Origin of the sequence: Sphingomonas sp. OTU376 (genome assembly GCF_038440415.1) — a bacterium.
In the GTDB taxonomy this organism is placed as follows: domain Bacteria; phylum Pseudomonadota; class Alphaproteobacteria; order Sphingomonadales; family Sphingomonadaceae; genus Sphingomonas; species Sphingomonas kyeonggiensis_A.
In genome coordinates this window covers 16092-29570 of the sequence record NZ_JASATQ010000062.1, presented here as the reverse complement: position 1 = coordinate 29570, position 13479 = coordinate 16092, and the positions used below count along the sequence as shown (strand labels likewise).

Genomic DNA, 13479 nt, shown 5'->3' with positions numbered 1-13479 from the left:
GAAACCGCCGGCCACCGCGCCCGGCCTTTTCTAACCCACCCCTAGCCCCTCCCTTGCAGGGAGGGGAATTTTACTGACAGCCCTTTGCCTTCGCAGGCAGCTTGGGCGAGGCCAGGCCGGCGTTCCAGTTCCACGCGACCCCGGCGGCGCGGCGGCGGCAGACCACGGCTTCGTACTGGTCGTACATGCCCGGCATCAGGTCCGCCTCCGCCTTGGGCGTGTTGGTAATGTGGAGATAGGCGCGGTCCTTGCCGAACGCCGGCCAGGCGGTACCCGGGGTGCCGGTCTTCACGAAGCTGGCCCAATAGCCGAGCATCGCGTCGGACAAGGGCCGGTCGCTCGCGGGGATCGTCGGCCAGAGCGGGGGCAGCGAGGTCAGGTTGCCGAAGACATAGGGCAGCTCGCTGGCGTGGAAGGCGTGGAGGTCCTTGTCGTCCATCGCCGGATAGCCGTGATCCCAGAGATAGACATACGCCGGCTTGCCGAGCGCGGCCTGCTTGCGGGCGAGGCGCTCGCTGGTCCAGCCGTAGAGCGCGTCGCGGGTGGTCGCGAGGATGCTCTCCTTGTAGGTCGCGGCCGGATAGAGCTTGAGGAAGGCGTCGGCGAATTCGCCGTACTTTTCGCGGATGGCCTTCTCATACTCCTCGGCGGTGGCCGGCGCCTTGGGGGCGAGCATGCGGAGCGAGCGGATCTCGCCCTGGTTGAAGCCGGTGAGGATCGGCACCGGGGCCTGCTTGCCCTGGTCGAACGCCTCGACCATCTGGCTCGGCAGGACGAGCCCGTCGACCACGCCGAACGGGAAGAAGCCGAGCTTCGCCGCGCCGTCGGTGAGCGTCTGGGCGTCCATGCCGCGCAGCGCGGTGAGGTTCGGGGCCTGGAGCCCGGCCGAGAGCATCGTGCCGACCGCCTCGGCCGAGGGCGCGCCATACGCCTCCTTCCTGAGGCTGGGCATCGCGACCATGTACGCGCTCTGGGCGATCGCCTGGGAGAAGGTGCCGCGGGCGAGCGGCGATTCCATCAGGAACATCACGCTAAGGCCGCCGGCGGATTCGCCCGCGATCGTCACCCTGGCGGGATCGCCGCCAAAGGCCGCGATATTGTGCTTCACCCAGGCGAGCGCGGCCATCTGATCGAGCAGGCCGTAATTGCCCGAGACCTTTTGCGGGGATTCGGCCGAGAGCGCCGGATGGGCGAGCCAGCCGAGCACGCCGAGACGGTAGTTGATCGAGACGACGATGACACCCTGCTCGGCGAGCTTGCGGCCGTCATACATCGGCTCGCGGCTCGACCCGCCCGAGAGCGCGCCGCCATGGATCCAGAAGAAGACCGGGGCCTTCTTTGCGTTCGCCGGCGCCCAGATGTTGAGCGTCAGGCAATCCTCGCTGACCGGCAGCGGCGTGGCGGGGGCATAGACGTTGGTCGGTGCCTTGGCCTGGGGCTGGACGCAGGCGGGGCCGAAATCCTTTGCGGCGCGGGTGCCGGCCCAGGGCTGCATCGGCGCGGGCGGGCGCCAGCGCATGCCGCCGACCGGGGGCACGGCATAGGGAATGCCCTTGAACGCGCGGATCTGGCCTTCGAGCGTGCCGCTCACCGAACCCGAGGGCGCGTTGACGACCGGCTCCTGGGCGAGCGCGGTGCCGGAGAGCAGCAAGGCGGCGGCTATGGCGGCGTGGCGGAACGGCTTCATGCGGGCACCTTTGCGGCTTGCTCGGCGCGGAGAACGCGGGCGAGCGTGAGGAAGAGCGCGATCGCGATCAGGTAGAAGGGCGAGAGGGTGTAGAGGGCAAGCTGGAGGCCGTGCTCCCAGCCATGCGCCTTGAACCAGTCGCTGGCGGCGCCGACCCAGGTCGGGCCGAGGCCGAGGCCGATGAAGTTCATCACCAGCAGCAGCAAGGCGCCCGAGAGCACGCGCTGGTCGGGGCGGACCTCCTCCTGGACGAGCGCGACCGAGGCGGAGAGGTAGAAATAGTTGAAGCAGTTGACGACAGTGAGCAGCAGCAGCGCGAGCGGCCAGGCGGGGGCCCAGACGAACGCCACGTAGAAGGGCATGGCGATGGCGAGCGATATCGCCGGGCCGAGCGCATAGACGGTGCGGCCGCGGCGGCTCAGCCGGTCGATGATGCGGCCCGAGATCAGCATCGCGGCGCTCATGCCGATACCGACGACCAGCGCGTACCAGATCGCGATCTCGGGCAGGGTCATGCCCTTTTCGCGGATCAGGAACAGCACCGCGAATTGGCCGAGGCCATAGGTGACGAACTGGGTGGCGCCGCTGCCGAGCGCGGCGAGCATGAGCACCGGGTGGGTGAAGAACATGGCGCAGGTGCCCCAGAAGGGCGCCTTGGCGGCAGTGGGCGTGGCGACGGGATTGACGTCGGTGGCGCCGCGGCGCGGCTCTCGGACGATAAGCGGCACGAGGATCGCGGTGACCACGCCGACCGCGCCGATCGCGATGAAGGCGATCCGCCAGTCGAGCAAAGCCGCGATCGAGGCGCCGAACGCGATGCCGAGCGCCGCGCCGATCGGCGGCCCCAGGTTGAAGATGCCGAAGGCGGTGCCGCGCTCGCCGGGCCGGAAGGTGTCGGTGATGATCGCGTAGGACGGGGGCACCCCGCCCGCCTCGCCGAAGCCGACGGTCATCCGGGCGATGACAAGCTGGGTGTAGCTGGTGGCGAGCCCGCAGGCGATCGTCGCGCCGCTCCAGATCGCGCAGGCGAGCGAAAGGATGGTTACGCGGCTGGTGCGGTCGGCGAGCCAGCCGACGGGGATCGCGATGAAGCAGTAGAACATCGCGAAATAGAGCCCGCCGATCAGCCCGAGCTGGCGGTCGCTCAAGTGGAGCGAGTCCTGGATCGGCTTGGCGAGGATGCCGAGCAGCTGGCGGTCGAGGAAATTGAGGACATAGACGAAAGTGAGCGTGACGAGCACGATCCAGCGGCGGCTGCCACCTGCCTGAGTTTCCACGCGTCTCTCTCCCGTGGCGGTTTTCTCCGCCTTTCCCGCATCATGCGGGCAAGGCCGCGGCGCTGTCAACACACACTATCACGCGTGTGAATATCTGCGCATGGGCTTGACGATGGCCGCGCCAGACCGGATGGACGGGAGGTGACCGAGACAGCCAAGCCCGTTCGCCGCTCGCGCAAGGCCGAGCAGCGCGCCGAGACGATGGAGCAGATCTACGACGCTGCCGAGGAGCTGTTCTCGCAGCACGGGCTCTATGGCGTCACGCTGAAGGACGTCGCCAAGAAGGTCGGCGTCCACCACACGCTGCTCAATTACTATTTCGACGACAAGAAGGCGCTGTTCGATGCCGTCTTCGCCCGGCGCGCGGTGGTGACCAGCGAGCGGCGGATGCAGGCACTCGATGCCTATGAGGCCGAGGTGAAGGGCAAGCCGACCGTCGAGGGTGCGCTGCGGGCGTTCCTCGATACCGATCTCGACACCTATATCGAGGGCGGCGAGGGCTGGAAGAACTACGCCAAGCTCGGCGCGCAGGTGGCCAACACCCCGGCCTGGGGCGCCGACCTGATGGACGCGCATTTCGACCCGGTGGTGCTGCGCCTGATCGGGCTGCTCAAACAGGCCCTGCCCGACTGCGCCGAGGAGGACATCTTCTGGGGCTATCACTTCGTCACCGGCGCGCTGATGCTCACTCTCGCCCGCACCGGGCGCATCGACAAGCTCTCCCACGGCCTGTGCCATTCGGACGACTTCGCCGCGGTGAAGGAGCGGATGGCATCGTTCATGGCCGCCGGCTTCCTCGAGATCTGCAAGCGCGGGAAATAGTCCGAACAATTCGCTCTCTTGCGAGTGAATGATTGCGACGCTACGAAGCCCTCCGTCAAAATCAGAACGGAGAGCGGGATGTCGCTGGCGGGTCGTGTAGCAATTGTGACGGGTTCGGGCGGCGGACTGGGGCGCGCGCATGCGCTGTACCTGGCGAGCCGGGGCGCGAGGATCGTCGTCAACGACCTGTCCCAGCCGGCCGCCGACGCCGTTGCCGCCGAGATCCGCACGGCCGGGGGCGAGGCAATCGCCTTCGCAGCATCGGTGACCGACGAGCTGCGCGTCGCGACGATGGTCGCCGAGACCGTCGAGCGGTTCGGCAGGATCGACATCCTGGTCAACAATGCCGGCATCCTGCGCGACAAGAGCTTCGCCAAGATGAGCATCGACGATTTCCGCCTGGTGGTCGACGTCCACCTGATCGGCGCGGCGATCTGCTGCAAGGCAGTTTGGGAAACGATGCGCGCGCAGAACTACGGGCGGATCGTGATGACCACTTCCTCCTCCGGCCTGTACGGCAATTTCGGCCAGGCGAATTACGGCGCCGCCAAGCTCGCGCTTGTGGGCCTGATGCAGACGCTGGCGATCGAAGGCGAGAAATACGGCATCCGGGTCAACAGCCTGGCCCCCACCGCAGCGACGGGCATGACCGAGGGCGTGCTCTCGGCGGAGAGCCTCGAGATGCTGGCGCCCGATCTGGTCAGCCCCGGCCTGCTCGCGCTGGTCCGCGAAGGCGCCCCCACCCGCGCGATCCTGTGCGCCGGCGCCGGGCATTTCGCCGCCGCGCATGTAACGCTGACCGACGGCATCCAGGTGGGCCGCGCCGCCGATGCCGGCGAGCAGGTGGCGGCCGGCTGGGCCGAGGTGACCGACCGGACCGGCGAGATCGTTCCCGCCTATGGCTTCACCCAGGCCGAGCGCGAAGTGGCCGCCGCCACGGGCAAGGCGCCGGTCGCGGCGGCGGTGCGGTGAGCGACACGCTCCCCGGACGGGGAAAGCCGTCGCCCCCTTCGGAAAAGCGCGATACGATGTCGCGTCGGGCGAAGGAGGTGCGATGCGCTGGGGAACTGCGGGACTGGTTGCGAGCGCGTTGACGCTGGCATTGGCGGCGTGCGGGGGGCTCGGCAAGGCGCCGGGCGCCATCACGCCGAAAGCCGTTGCCGAGCGGACCACCATCGATTTCTCCAGGGTCGCCAATTACTCCAGGCCGAAGCTGCCCGCCTATTTCGATGGCACGGTGCGATCACTGGACAACAGCCCGGCTGCCAACGCGAACGACGACCGGGTGGCGACGCTGGGCCGGGTGCTGTTCTACGACCTGCGGCTGAGTACCAACGACCGCGCTTCCTGCGCTTCCTGCCACCAGCAGGCGATCGGCTTCACCGACGCGATGCGGTTCAGCAACGGGATCAGCACCGCCGGCACCACCGATTTCCACGCGATGCGGCTGGGCAATCTGCGCTACTGGCAGCCCGGCACCACCTTCTGGGACCGTCGCGCGGCAAGCGTGGAGGCACAGGCCAGCCACCCGTTCCACAGCCTGGTCGAGATGGGCTGGGGCGAGAATATGGGCGGCTTCGGCGCACTGACCCGGAAGATGGCCGGGATCGGCTATTATCCCGGGCTGTTCGCCTGGGCGTTCGGCGATCCCGCAATCAGCGAGGCGCGAATCCAGCTGGCGCTCGCCCGGTTCACCCGCGCGATGATCGCGAGCAGCAGCCGGTGGGACACGGGCTATGCCCGGGTCTTCTCGGCCGCTGCGCCCGATCGCGCGCTCGATGTCGACCTGCCGGGCTTCACGCCACAGGAGAATCGCGGGCGGCATCTGTTCATGGCCGATGCGAGCCGGGGCGGCGCGGGTTGTTCCGCCTGCCATCTGCCGCCGACCTTCGCGCTGTCGGCGGACGCGCACAGCAACGGGCTCGACGCCGGCGAGACGCGGCTGTTCAAGGCGCCGTCGCTGCGCAATGTCGCCCTGGCCGGCCCCTATATGCATGACGGCCGCTTCGCCACGCTGGCGGAGGTGATCGACTTCTACGACCATGGCATACAGGACGGGCCCGCGCTCGACCCTCGCCTGCGCCGGGGCAAGACACCGCAACGGCTGAACCTGAGCGCGCAGGACCGCGCGGCGCTGGTCGCCTTCCTGATGACGCTGAGCGACCCGAAGCTGACGACCGATCCGAAGTTCAGCGATCCGTTCCGGCGGTGAGGGCGGAACGCTGGGCATAGCCGCCTTCCCCCTGATCCCCGGCGAAGGCCGGGGCCCAGTTGCAATGTCGCCCGAGAGGTTAGACCACCCCAACCAGCTGCGCCGAAACTGGGCCCCGGCCTTCGCCGGGGGACAAGAAGGTGGGGCGATGCAGCAATCCCCTTCGAAGCGGGAAATCCGGCCCTAGGCGCGGATCGCGTATAGCGTGGCGTTGCTGATCGCGTAGACTGCGCCGTCCGCGCCCGCCAGGGTCGGCGTATAGGCCTGACCGAGCCCGGTATTGAGGCGGATGTTCTGCGACAGCGTGTTGGTCGCCAGGTCCCAGCGATAGAGGATGCCGTCCTCGTTATTGGCGAGGATCGAGCCGCGCAGCGGATCGGCGAGCATCGTGTTGATGCACCATTCGCGCCGCGAATTGGCCGTGGTGCCGTCCCGCGTCGGGCCGACGATGGTGATCACCTCGCGCATCACCTGGATCGCGGGCAGGATCGTATCGGCCTGGCTTGTCCTGGGATCGAGCACGGCGATCCGGTTGAGCCCGTCGCCGGTCCCTACCCCGGCATAGTTGTTGTACTTCTGGACGAGCAGATAGGTGGAGACCCCGGTGTAGGACGGCACCATCGTCGCCGGAATCACGCTGGGCGACACGTCCCAGCCGAAACTGCCCGGCACGCCCACCGGATTGAGCAAGGCGTCGAACTGGAGCAGCCAGCCGCGCGCATTGTGCGTGCCGAACTGGGCCTCGAGCACGCCGTAGAACACCCGGCCGTCCGGCCCGACCACGGGCGAAGCGGTGCCGTCATCGCTGATCCGCGCGGGCGTGAGCGCGCTGGGATCGATCAGCGCGGCCTTGCCCCGGGTGGCGAGCGTGGTGCTGTCGAGCGCGAGCAGGAAGCCGGTCTGGGTCGCGGTGGTCGATCCTCGGTTGACCGCGATATAGACGGTGGCGCCATCGTTCGAGAGTGCCGGCGCGCAGTTCATCGCGGGCTTGACGATCGACGTGTCGCCCGCCGCCGTGGCGACGCCGACCCAGCTGCCGGTGCCGTCGGCCGCGACTCGAGCGACGCCGCTGACCAGCCCGGCCGGGTTCGCGCCGGTGACGACGAAGCCGAAGAACAGGTTGCCCAGCGCATCGGCGGTGATCGGAGTGTTGATGAAGACCGTGCCGTCATAGGCAGCCGGATTGGCGTTATAGGCGGCCGCGCCATAGAAGATCTGCGTCGCGAGCGTGCCGGTGGTGGCGTCCGCATCGGCGCGCATCAGCAGCTTGCCGCCGGCGCCCGGCGCATAGAGGCGGCCCTGCGCGGTGAGGAGCAGATTATAGGGCGGCAGCCAGTTGCGCGGCGGCGTGACATAGTCGGTGGTCGCCGACCAGAGGAGCGTCCCGGTCGCGCCGGACCGGCCCTCGATCCGGTAGCTGCCGGTGGCGGCGGTCTTCACCGGGAGGACGATCGTGTTGTTGGTGGTGACGACCGGCGAGCCATAATGGGTGAGCAGCGCGCCCGAGGCGGTATATTGCGGCGCCAGGTCCATCGGAGTGGTCCAGGCTATGCGGCCGAGATCCTGGGTGGCGATCGCGCTCACGGCGGTGTGCTGGGCATTGCGGCCATAGCCGAACCAGGCGGGGCCGGAGACCGGGGTGGGCGTGGCGGTGGGCGTCGGAGTCGGCGTGGGCGACGGGGCGGGTGAACCGCCGCCACCGCCGCTGCTGCAGGCTGCGACCACCGCGGTGGACGACAGCATCGCCAGCGCGCGACGGCGCGAAAAGCGGATCGGAAAGCGCGGAGCGGACGGAAGATTGTTGTGGCTCATGACGAAGCTCCACCGATAGGCACGCGAGGACCTGTGCGCTTGTCACGCATATACACCTCTCCTCCCGCTTGTTGACGCCTAAGCGCCGCCAGAGCCACAAATTTCTCGAAAGCAGGCGCGCGCCCGCGACCGCTTTGCGACCGGGAACCGAAGCCATGCGACCAAGCCCGCGGGCTATCGGCCGGGAGTACGAATTTTTTGGGGTGGCTGCGACGATATCGCTGACCTAGGCCCTGGCAGCTATGGACATGCGGGTGACAGAAGCGGGCTGGGCGCTGACCGAGAAGGAAAAGCAGACCCTGCGCCTGATCGTCCGCGGGCATGACGCCAAGTCGATCGCGCGCAGCCTGGGCCTCTCCGTCCACACGATCAACGAGCGGCTGCGCGATGCGCGGCGCAAGATGGCGGTGTCGAGCAGCCGAGAGGCGGCGCGGCTGTTGCTGGCAGCCGAGGGCGGACCCGAATTGTTCGGGGACACGGGAATCGGGGAAGACCCGGCGCGCGCCGGGATCGATCAGGGAGCCACGCCGGTCGACGGCGCCGGGCAGGCACATCGCCGGCCCTGGATCATCCCTGGAGTGTTTCTCATGACCTTTGCCCTTGGCCTGCTGGCGCTGGCCCTGCTCCCCGCCGCCCCGACCGCGACGCCCGCGGCTTCGCAAGTCGCGCCGAACCCGGAAGTGGTCGATGCGGCGCGCGCGTTCCTCGTACTGGGCGACCAGGGCCGCTGGGACGAAAGCTACAAGGCGACCGGCGCCGCGTTCCGTAAGCTGAACACCGCGGCGGTATGGCGGACGGTGTCGGAGAAGGTGCGCACGCCGCTCGGCGCCGTCGCCTCGCGCACCCTGATCGGCCAGGAGAATTTGCCCGCCCCGCCCCATGGCTATGAGGTGGTCAAGTTCCGCACCAGCTTCGCCAACAAGGCCGAGGCGGTGGAGACGGTCACGCTCGAGCGCGAGGGCGGCGCCTGGCGCGTGGTCGGCGTGACGATCGACTGAACCAAGGGCCGGCGGGAACGCACGGGTCCCGCCGGCCTTAGCGTCAGTTGAGGTCCTGCCGCAGGAAGCGGAACTGGGTGAGCGCGCCCGCCGCGAGGATCCAGGCGGTAATGATCCAGAGCGAAGCGCCCCAGTTGAACGCGACCACGTCGCCCGGCCCGAGCGGCAGGGTGAGCCCCGTGCCCTTCGCCCAGTTGGCGAGATTTGTCATGTGGTAGAAGGGCAGGAACTTGACCAGCGCGGTGACGAGCCCCGCCGCATACTGGTGGGCCCAGAGCGCGATGAAGGGGAATAGTCCCTCGATCACCACGATCGCGATCGACAGGATCACCGTGGCGAGGATCGACTGGGTGAGGATCGCGAACAGCGCGGCGAAGGCGATGGTGAAGAGGATCGGCACCAGCGCGTTGCCCGCCGCCTGCCAATGCGCCTCGACGACGGCGCCCAGGGTGACCCCGGCCGGGATCCTGTCGCCCTGGAACGAGCCGAGCCAATCGCCGAACAGCAGGATCAGGTCTGCGGCGATGAAGGCGATCATCACGAAACCGAAGGCGACCACCCATTTCGCCGCGATCAGCTGCCAGCGCGCGCGCGCCGGGATGATCAGCTTCCAGGTGTTCCAGCCATATTCGCCGGCGAACACCACCGCCGAGAAGCCGGCGATCAGGAAGCGGCCGGGGCCGGAGCCCGGCACCTTCCACAGCAGCGCGCTGTCGGCGATCCACTTGGCGGCGGAGCGTTCCTCGCCGGTCGTATGGGCCGAGAAGGCACCGTAGATCAGGATGCCGATCACGAGCAGCGTGGTGACGATCGGATAGAGCCAGACCATCATCCAGGTGGCCCGATGGCGGCGGAGCTTCAGCGCCTCGGCGCGGACGGCATCAAGCATCGGAATCCCTCGTCATGGTCAGGAAGATTTCCTCGAGGCTCTGCTCGTCAGGCCCCACGCGGAACACATCGGCGCCGGCCTCGACCAGCTTGCGGACGATCGCCGGCGTCTCGGCGCGACCGGCCTGGACGGTGAGCCCGCCATCGGCGATCTCGAACGGCCAGCTACCCTCGAGCGCGGCCGCGGCCTTGTCGAGCGGCTCGGCCTCGACACGCAGCGCCTCGCCCTGGTCGAGCAGTTCGCGGATCGTCGCCTCGCGCAGCAGCTTGCCCTTTTGGACCACCGCCACCCGATCGCAGATCTGCTCGACTTCGTGGAGGAGATGGCTGGAGAGGAACACCGCCTTGCCCTCCGCCGCCAGGCCGCGCAGCAAGGTGCGCATGTCCTGGATGCCGGCGGCGTCGAGGCCGTTGGCCGGCTCGTCGAGGATCACCAGGTCGGGATCGTCGAGCAGCGCGGCGGCAACGCCGAGGCGCTGCTTCATGCCGGTGGAATAGCCCTTCACCTTGCGCTTGGCGTCGCGGCTGAGCTCGACCCGCTCGAGCACCGCGTCGATGCGCGCGCCGTCATGCCCCTGGGTGCGCGCGAGCACGCGCAGATTGTCGCGGCCCGAGAGGAAGGGGTAGAAGGTGCCGCCGTCGACCAGCGAGCCGACCCGGCGCAGCGCCGTGCGGTCCGAGACCGGGCGACCGAACAGCGAGACCTCGCCGTCGCTCGGGCGGATCAGCCCCAGCGCCATGCGGATCGTGGTGCTCTTGCCGGCGCCGTTGGGGCCGAGAAAGCCATAGACTTCGCCACCGCGCACGGTGAGCGACACATCATCGACCGCGCGCTTGGCCCCGGCCCCGCGGCCATAGGTCTTGCCGAGCGCGCGCAATTCCAGCGCGGGCATCCCGCTGAGTTCGCTTGTGGACACTCTGATCCCCCTTCCGGCGCCTGGCTGGCACCGTGGCGGCGGATTGTGCATGAACGATTGCGTGTTAGCAAGATAATACACAAGGAAACGGTCCGCGCCACCGGGCGCTACGTTGAACGACCCTTTCTGGATACCGGTGGCATAGCGTTGCCGCAGCCGATTCCCGGCCGAGAGACAGGCGCGCCAGAATATTGGCACCGATACTTTCCATAAAAATCAGCTACTTGATTCAAGTTACAAGCGCGAATCTTCGCCTTGACTATCCCTGACACCGGTATCAAGATGAACACTGGGTTAGTCGATCAGCTAAAAAAGCTGACGACCCAAAGGGGAGAGGCAAATATGAAGCTGCGCGCTGCGTCGGCGAGCCTTGCGCTCGTCATGATCCTTGCCGGATGCAACAACAACGATAGCGGATCGGTGGTGTCACCCACCCCGACACCAGCTTCGACACCGACGCCGGGGGTGTCGATCACTTCCGCATTGCTGCCCGCATCGGGCGAAACCGCCGCCTATAAGGACACGCTGCTCAAGCTGACCTTCAACGGACCGCCGGTGGCGACCGGCAGCGGCCAGATCCGCGTCTACAAGAGTGACGGCACGCTGGTCGACACGATCGACACCACCGGCGGTGTCACCGTCGCCGGCGGCGAGACGCAGACCGCGCTGGGCAATGGCAACACCGAGATCGACAAGATCGGCAACGGCGTTTCCACCCTGACCCAGTATCGCTTCACCTATTATCGCCCGATCCGGATCAGCGGGAACACCGCGACGATCAAGCTGCACGACAATGTGCTGGCCTATGACACGTCCTATTACGTCCAGATCGACCAGTCGGTGTTCAACGGCCCGATCGCCGGGTTCAACAGCTTCCCCGGCATCAGCGGCACGACCGGCTGGACGTTCAAGACCAAGGCGGCACCGACCTCGACCACCGCGGTGACCGTGGACGATGACGGCGCGGCCGATTTCCGTTCGGTACAGGGCGCGCTCAACTACATGATGACGGTGGGCTGCGCCTCGTGCGGCGCCGGCAACACCGCGGCCAAGACGATCACGATCAAGAACGGCACCTATGACGAGCAGCTGTTCCTCCGCAACGTCAACAATTTGACGATCAACGGCGAGAGCCGCGCGGGCACCGTCGTCCAGAACAACAATTGGGAAGCGTTCAACCCCGGCGTGGGCGGTAGCCGCGCGACGCCGAACACCACGCTGACCAATATCGGCGGCAACACGGCACTGGGCAACCGGCTGACGCTCGGCGGCGGCCGCGCGGTGCTGCTGATCGAGGGCGGCGACCAGATCAAGGTCAGCAACTTCACGATGCAGAACACGCATGTGAAGGATGCGACCCAGAACAGCCAGGCGGAGGTGATCTACTACAATTCCGCCAACCTCAACGGCTCGCGTTTCATCGGCACCGACATGAACTTCATCGGCACGCAGGACACGCTGCAGATGAAGGGCTGGGTGTGGATCTACAACAGCCTGATCGCCGGCGATGTCGACTTCATCTGGGGCTATCCCTTCGCGATGGCGATCGAGAATTCGGAACTGCGGACGGTCGTCGATCCCTCCGCGCCGACCTCGGGCGGCTACATCTTCCAGGCACGCTCGGCCAAGGGCTATCCGGGCTTCGTCGTGCTGGGCGGATCGCTGACCTATGCCAATGGCGTGCCGAGCGGATCGACCTATCTGGCGCGCTCGGGCGGCGTGAACCAGGCCGGCGGCTATTGCACCACGATGCAGGTGCTGGGCGCATCGGCGAGCAACGCCACCCAATATTGCGACAACCTGGCGTTCATCGGCGTGAAGATGGACAGCCATGTCGCCGCGGCCGGCTGGTGGATCAACCCGATCCCGAACCTGCTGCCGAGCGCAACCGAGGGCTGGCGTGAGAGCGGCTCGCTGACGCCGACCGGCACGGCGCTGTCGATGACCGGGCGCAACACCACCTATGGCAGCAGCACCGCCAACCTGACGGGGCTCAACACCCGCGCCAAGGTGTTCGCCCAGTGGAACGGCAATGTCGGCTGGGCGCCGGCGCCGTAACTATCTGCCCCATCGGGAGGGCGAATATCCGTTCGCCCTCCCGACACCATTGTCCACCCTCACCCTAAACCAGCGTATGATACCCCCGGGCCGCCCGATGCGGGATTTCTGCCGTCAGAAGTTCCCGAGGAAGGACGGCCCCGATGCTCGACATGGCGAACACCGTTGCCGATACCGGCACGACGATCGAAATCCTGCCCGCCGCGCGGGTAAGCGATGCCGACGAGATGAACCACCGCATCGCCAACAGCCTGCAGCTGCTCTCGGCAATGGTCTCGGTCGAGGCGCGCGGGATCGCCGATCCGGTGGCACAGGCCGCGCTCGACGTGACTCAGCGGCGCATCGCGGCGGTCGCCAGCGTCCACCGCCAGCTCTACCAGGCGCATGAGAGCACCAGCGTAGACCTGCGCGCCTATCTGGAGAGCCTGGCCGCCGATCTGCAGGCTGGCGCGACCGGACGGCCGGTGCTGGTCGATGCGGCGGCGGTCTCGGTCCGCTCGGAGGATGCGACCGCGATCGGCATCATTGTCTCCGAACTGGTCACCAACGCCTTCAAATATGCCTATGCCCCGGGTGCGCCGGGCAATGTGCGGGTGATGCTGCGCAGCCTGCCGCTGGGCGGCTACATGATCGAAGTCTGCGATCGCGGCCGGGGCCGGGTCGCCGAAGTGATCCAGGGCAGCGGCTTCGGCAGCCGGCTGATCGAGCTGATGGCCGCGCGGCTGGGCGCCGAGGGCAGCTATCGCGACGCTCAACCGGGTACCCGCTTCCTACTCTTTGTGGGTGGCCGCTGAACCCCATGTTGCGA

General features: G+C 67.6%; 11 protein-coding genes. 6 read left to right on the top strand and 5 right to left on the bottom strand.

What is annotated here, in order from left to right:
- Window positions 1-70 precede the first annotated feature (70 nt).
- Complete coding sequence (locus AAHM44_RS20120; protein WP_342251095.1) at window positions 71-1687, bottom strand: carboxylesterase/lipase family protein; 1617 nt, start codon at window positions 1685-1687, stop codon at window positions 71-73.
- Window positions 1684-2964, bottom strand: a complete 1281-nt coding sequence (locus AAHM44_RS20115; RefSeq protein WP_342251094.1) for a spinster family MFS transporter — start codon at window positions 2962-2964, stop codon at window positions 1684-1686. The genes AAHM44_RS20120 and AAHM44_RS20115 overlap by 4 nt, the downstream gene beginning before the upstream one ends.
- A gap of 141 nt (window positions 2965-3105) precedes the next feature.
- On the opposite strand from AAHM44_RS20115, the gene AAHM44_RS20110 reads away from it, so the two are divergent.
- The 3 genes from AAHM44_RS20110 to AAHM44_RS20100 all read left to right on the top strand — a co-directional run bounded on the left by AAHM44_RS20110 (window position 3106) and on the right by AAHM44_RS20100 (window position 5998).
- The gene (locus AAHM44_RS20110; RefSeq protein ID WP_269576235.1) at window positions 3106-3786 is read left to right on the top strand and encodes a TetR/AcrR family transcriptional regulator; all 681 of its coding nucleotides are present in this window, start codon (window positions 3106-3108) and stop codon (window positions 3784-3786) included.
- A gap of 78 nt (window positions 3787-3864) precedes the next feature.
- Window positions 3865-4758, top strand: a complete 894-nt coding sequence (locus AAHM44_RS20105) for an SDR family NAD(P)-dependent oxidoreductase (RefSeq protein ID WP_342251093.1) — start codon at window positions 3865-3867, stop codon at window positions 4756-4758.
- Window positions 4759-4840: 82 nt separating this feature from the next.
- Complete coding sequence (locus AAHM44_RS20100; RefSeq protein ID WP_342251092.1) at window positions 4841-5998, top strand: cytochrome-c peroxidase; 1158 nt, start codon at window positions 4841-4843, stop codon at window positions 5996-5998.
- 183 nt (window positions 5999-6181) lie between these two features.
- Here AAHM44_RS20100 and AAHM44_RS20095 read toward each other — a convergent pair whose 3' ends face one another.
- On the bottom strand, window positions 6182-7810 hold the full coding sequence (locus AAHM44_RS20095; protein ID WP_269576238.1) for a hypothetical protein: 1629 nt from the start codon (window positions 7808-7810) through the stop codon (window positions 6182-6184).
- Between the two features lie 242 nt (window positions 7811-8052).
- On the opposite strand from AAHM44_RS20095, the gene AAHM44_RS20090 reads away from it, so the two are divergent.
- On the top strand, window positions 8053-8808 hold the full coding sequence (locus AAHM44_RS20090; protein ID WP_269576239.1) for a helix-turn-helix domain-containing protein: 756 nt from the start codon (window positions 8053-8055) through the stop codon (window positions 8806-8808).
- 43 nt (window positions 8809-8851) lie between these two features.
- Here the strand turns inward: AAHM44_RS20090 and AAHM44_RS20085 are convergent, their stop codons facing one another.
- Together AAHM44_RS20085 and AAHM44_RS20080 are read right to left on the bottom strand one after the other, a co-directional pair.
- The gene (locus AAHM44_RS20085; protein WP_342251091.1) at window positions 8852-9697 is read right to left on the bottom strand and encodes an ABC transporter permease; all 846 of its coding nucleotides are present in this window, start codon (window positions 9695-9697) and stop codon (window positions 8852-8854) included.
- Entirely contained in the window at window positions 9690-10613 is a 924-nt protein-coding gene (locus AAHM44_RS20080; RefSeq protein ID WP_342251090.1) for an ABC transporter ATP-binding protein, read from the bottom strand. The genes AAHM44_RS20085 and AAHM44_RS20080 overlap by 8 nt, the downstream gene beginning before the upstream one ends.
- A gap of 342 nt (window positions 10614-10955) precedes the next feature.
- On the opposite strand from AAHM44_RS20080, the gene AAHM44_RS20075 reads away from it, so the two are divergent.
- Window positions 10956-12671, top strand: coding sequence for a hypothetical protein (locus tag AAHM44_RS20075; protein WP_342251089.1), 1716 nt, complete (start codon window positions 10956-10958; stop codon window positions 12669-12671).
- A gap of 143 nt (window positions 12672-12814) precedes the next feature.
- Window positions 12815-13465: a sensor histidine kinase gene (locus AAHM44_RS20070; protein ID WP_342251088.1), complete on the top strand. Its 651-nt coding sequence runs from the start codon at window positions 12815-12817 to the stop codon at window positions 13463-13465.
- Window positions 13466-13479 lie beyond the last annotated feature (14 nt).

Bases quoted from the DNA above. Each gene is read 5' to 3' on its own strand.
- AAHM44_RS20085 (WP_342251091.1), bottom strand. From the start codon at position 9,697: ATGCTTGATGCCGTCCGCGCCGAGGCGCTGAAGCTCCGCCGCCATCGG.
- AAHM44_RS20090 (WP_269576239.1), top strand. From the start codon at position 8,053: ATGGACATGCGGGTGACAGAAGCGGGCTGGGCGCTGACCGAGAAGGAA.
- AAHM44_RS20105 (WP_342251093.1), top strand. From the start codon at position 3,865: ATGTCGCTGGCGGGTCGTGTAGCAATTGTGACGGGTTCGGGCGGCGGA.
- AAHM44_RS20100 (WP_342251092.1), top strand. From the start codon at position 4,841: ATGCGCTGGGGAACTGCGGGACTGGTTGCGAGCGCGTTGACGCTGGCA.
- AAHM44_RS20070 (WP_342251088.1), top strand. From the start codon at position 12,815: ATGCTCGACATGGCGAACACCGTTGCCGATACCGGCACGACGATCGAA.
- AAHM44_RS20120 (WP_342251095.1), bottom strand. From the start codon at position 1,687: ATGAAGCCGTTCCGCCACGCCGCCATAGCCGCCGCCTTGCTGCTCTCC.
- AAHM44_RS20095 (WP_269576238.1), bottom strand. From the start codon at position 7,810: ATGAGCCACAACAATCTTCCGTCCGCTCCGCGCTTTCCGATCCGCTTT.
- AAHM44_RS20075 (WP_342251089.1), top strand. From the start codon at position 10,956: ATGAAGCTGCGCGCTGCGTCGGCGAGCCTTGCGCTCGTCATGATCCTT.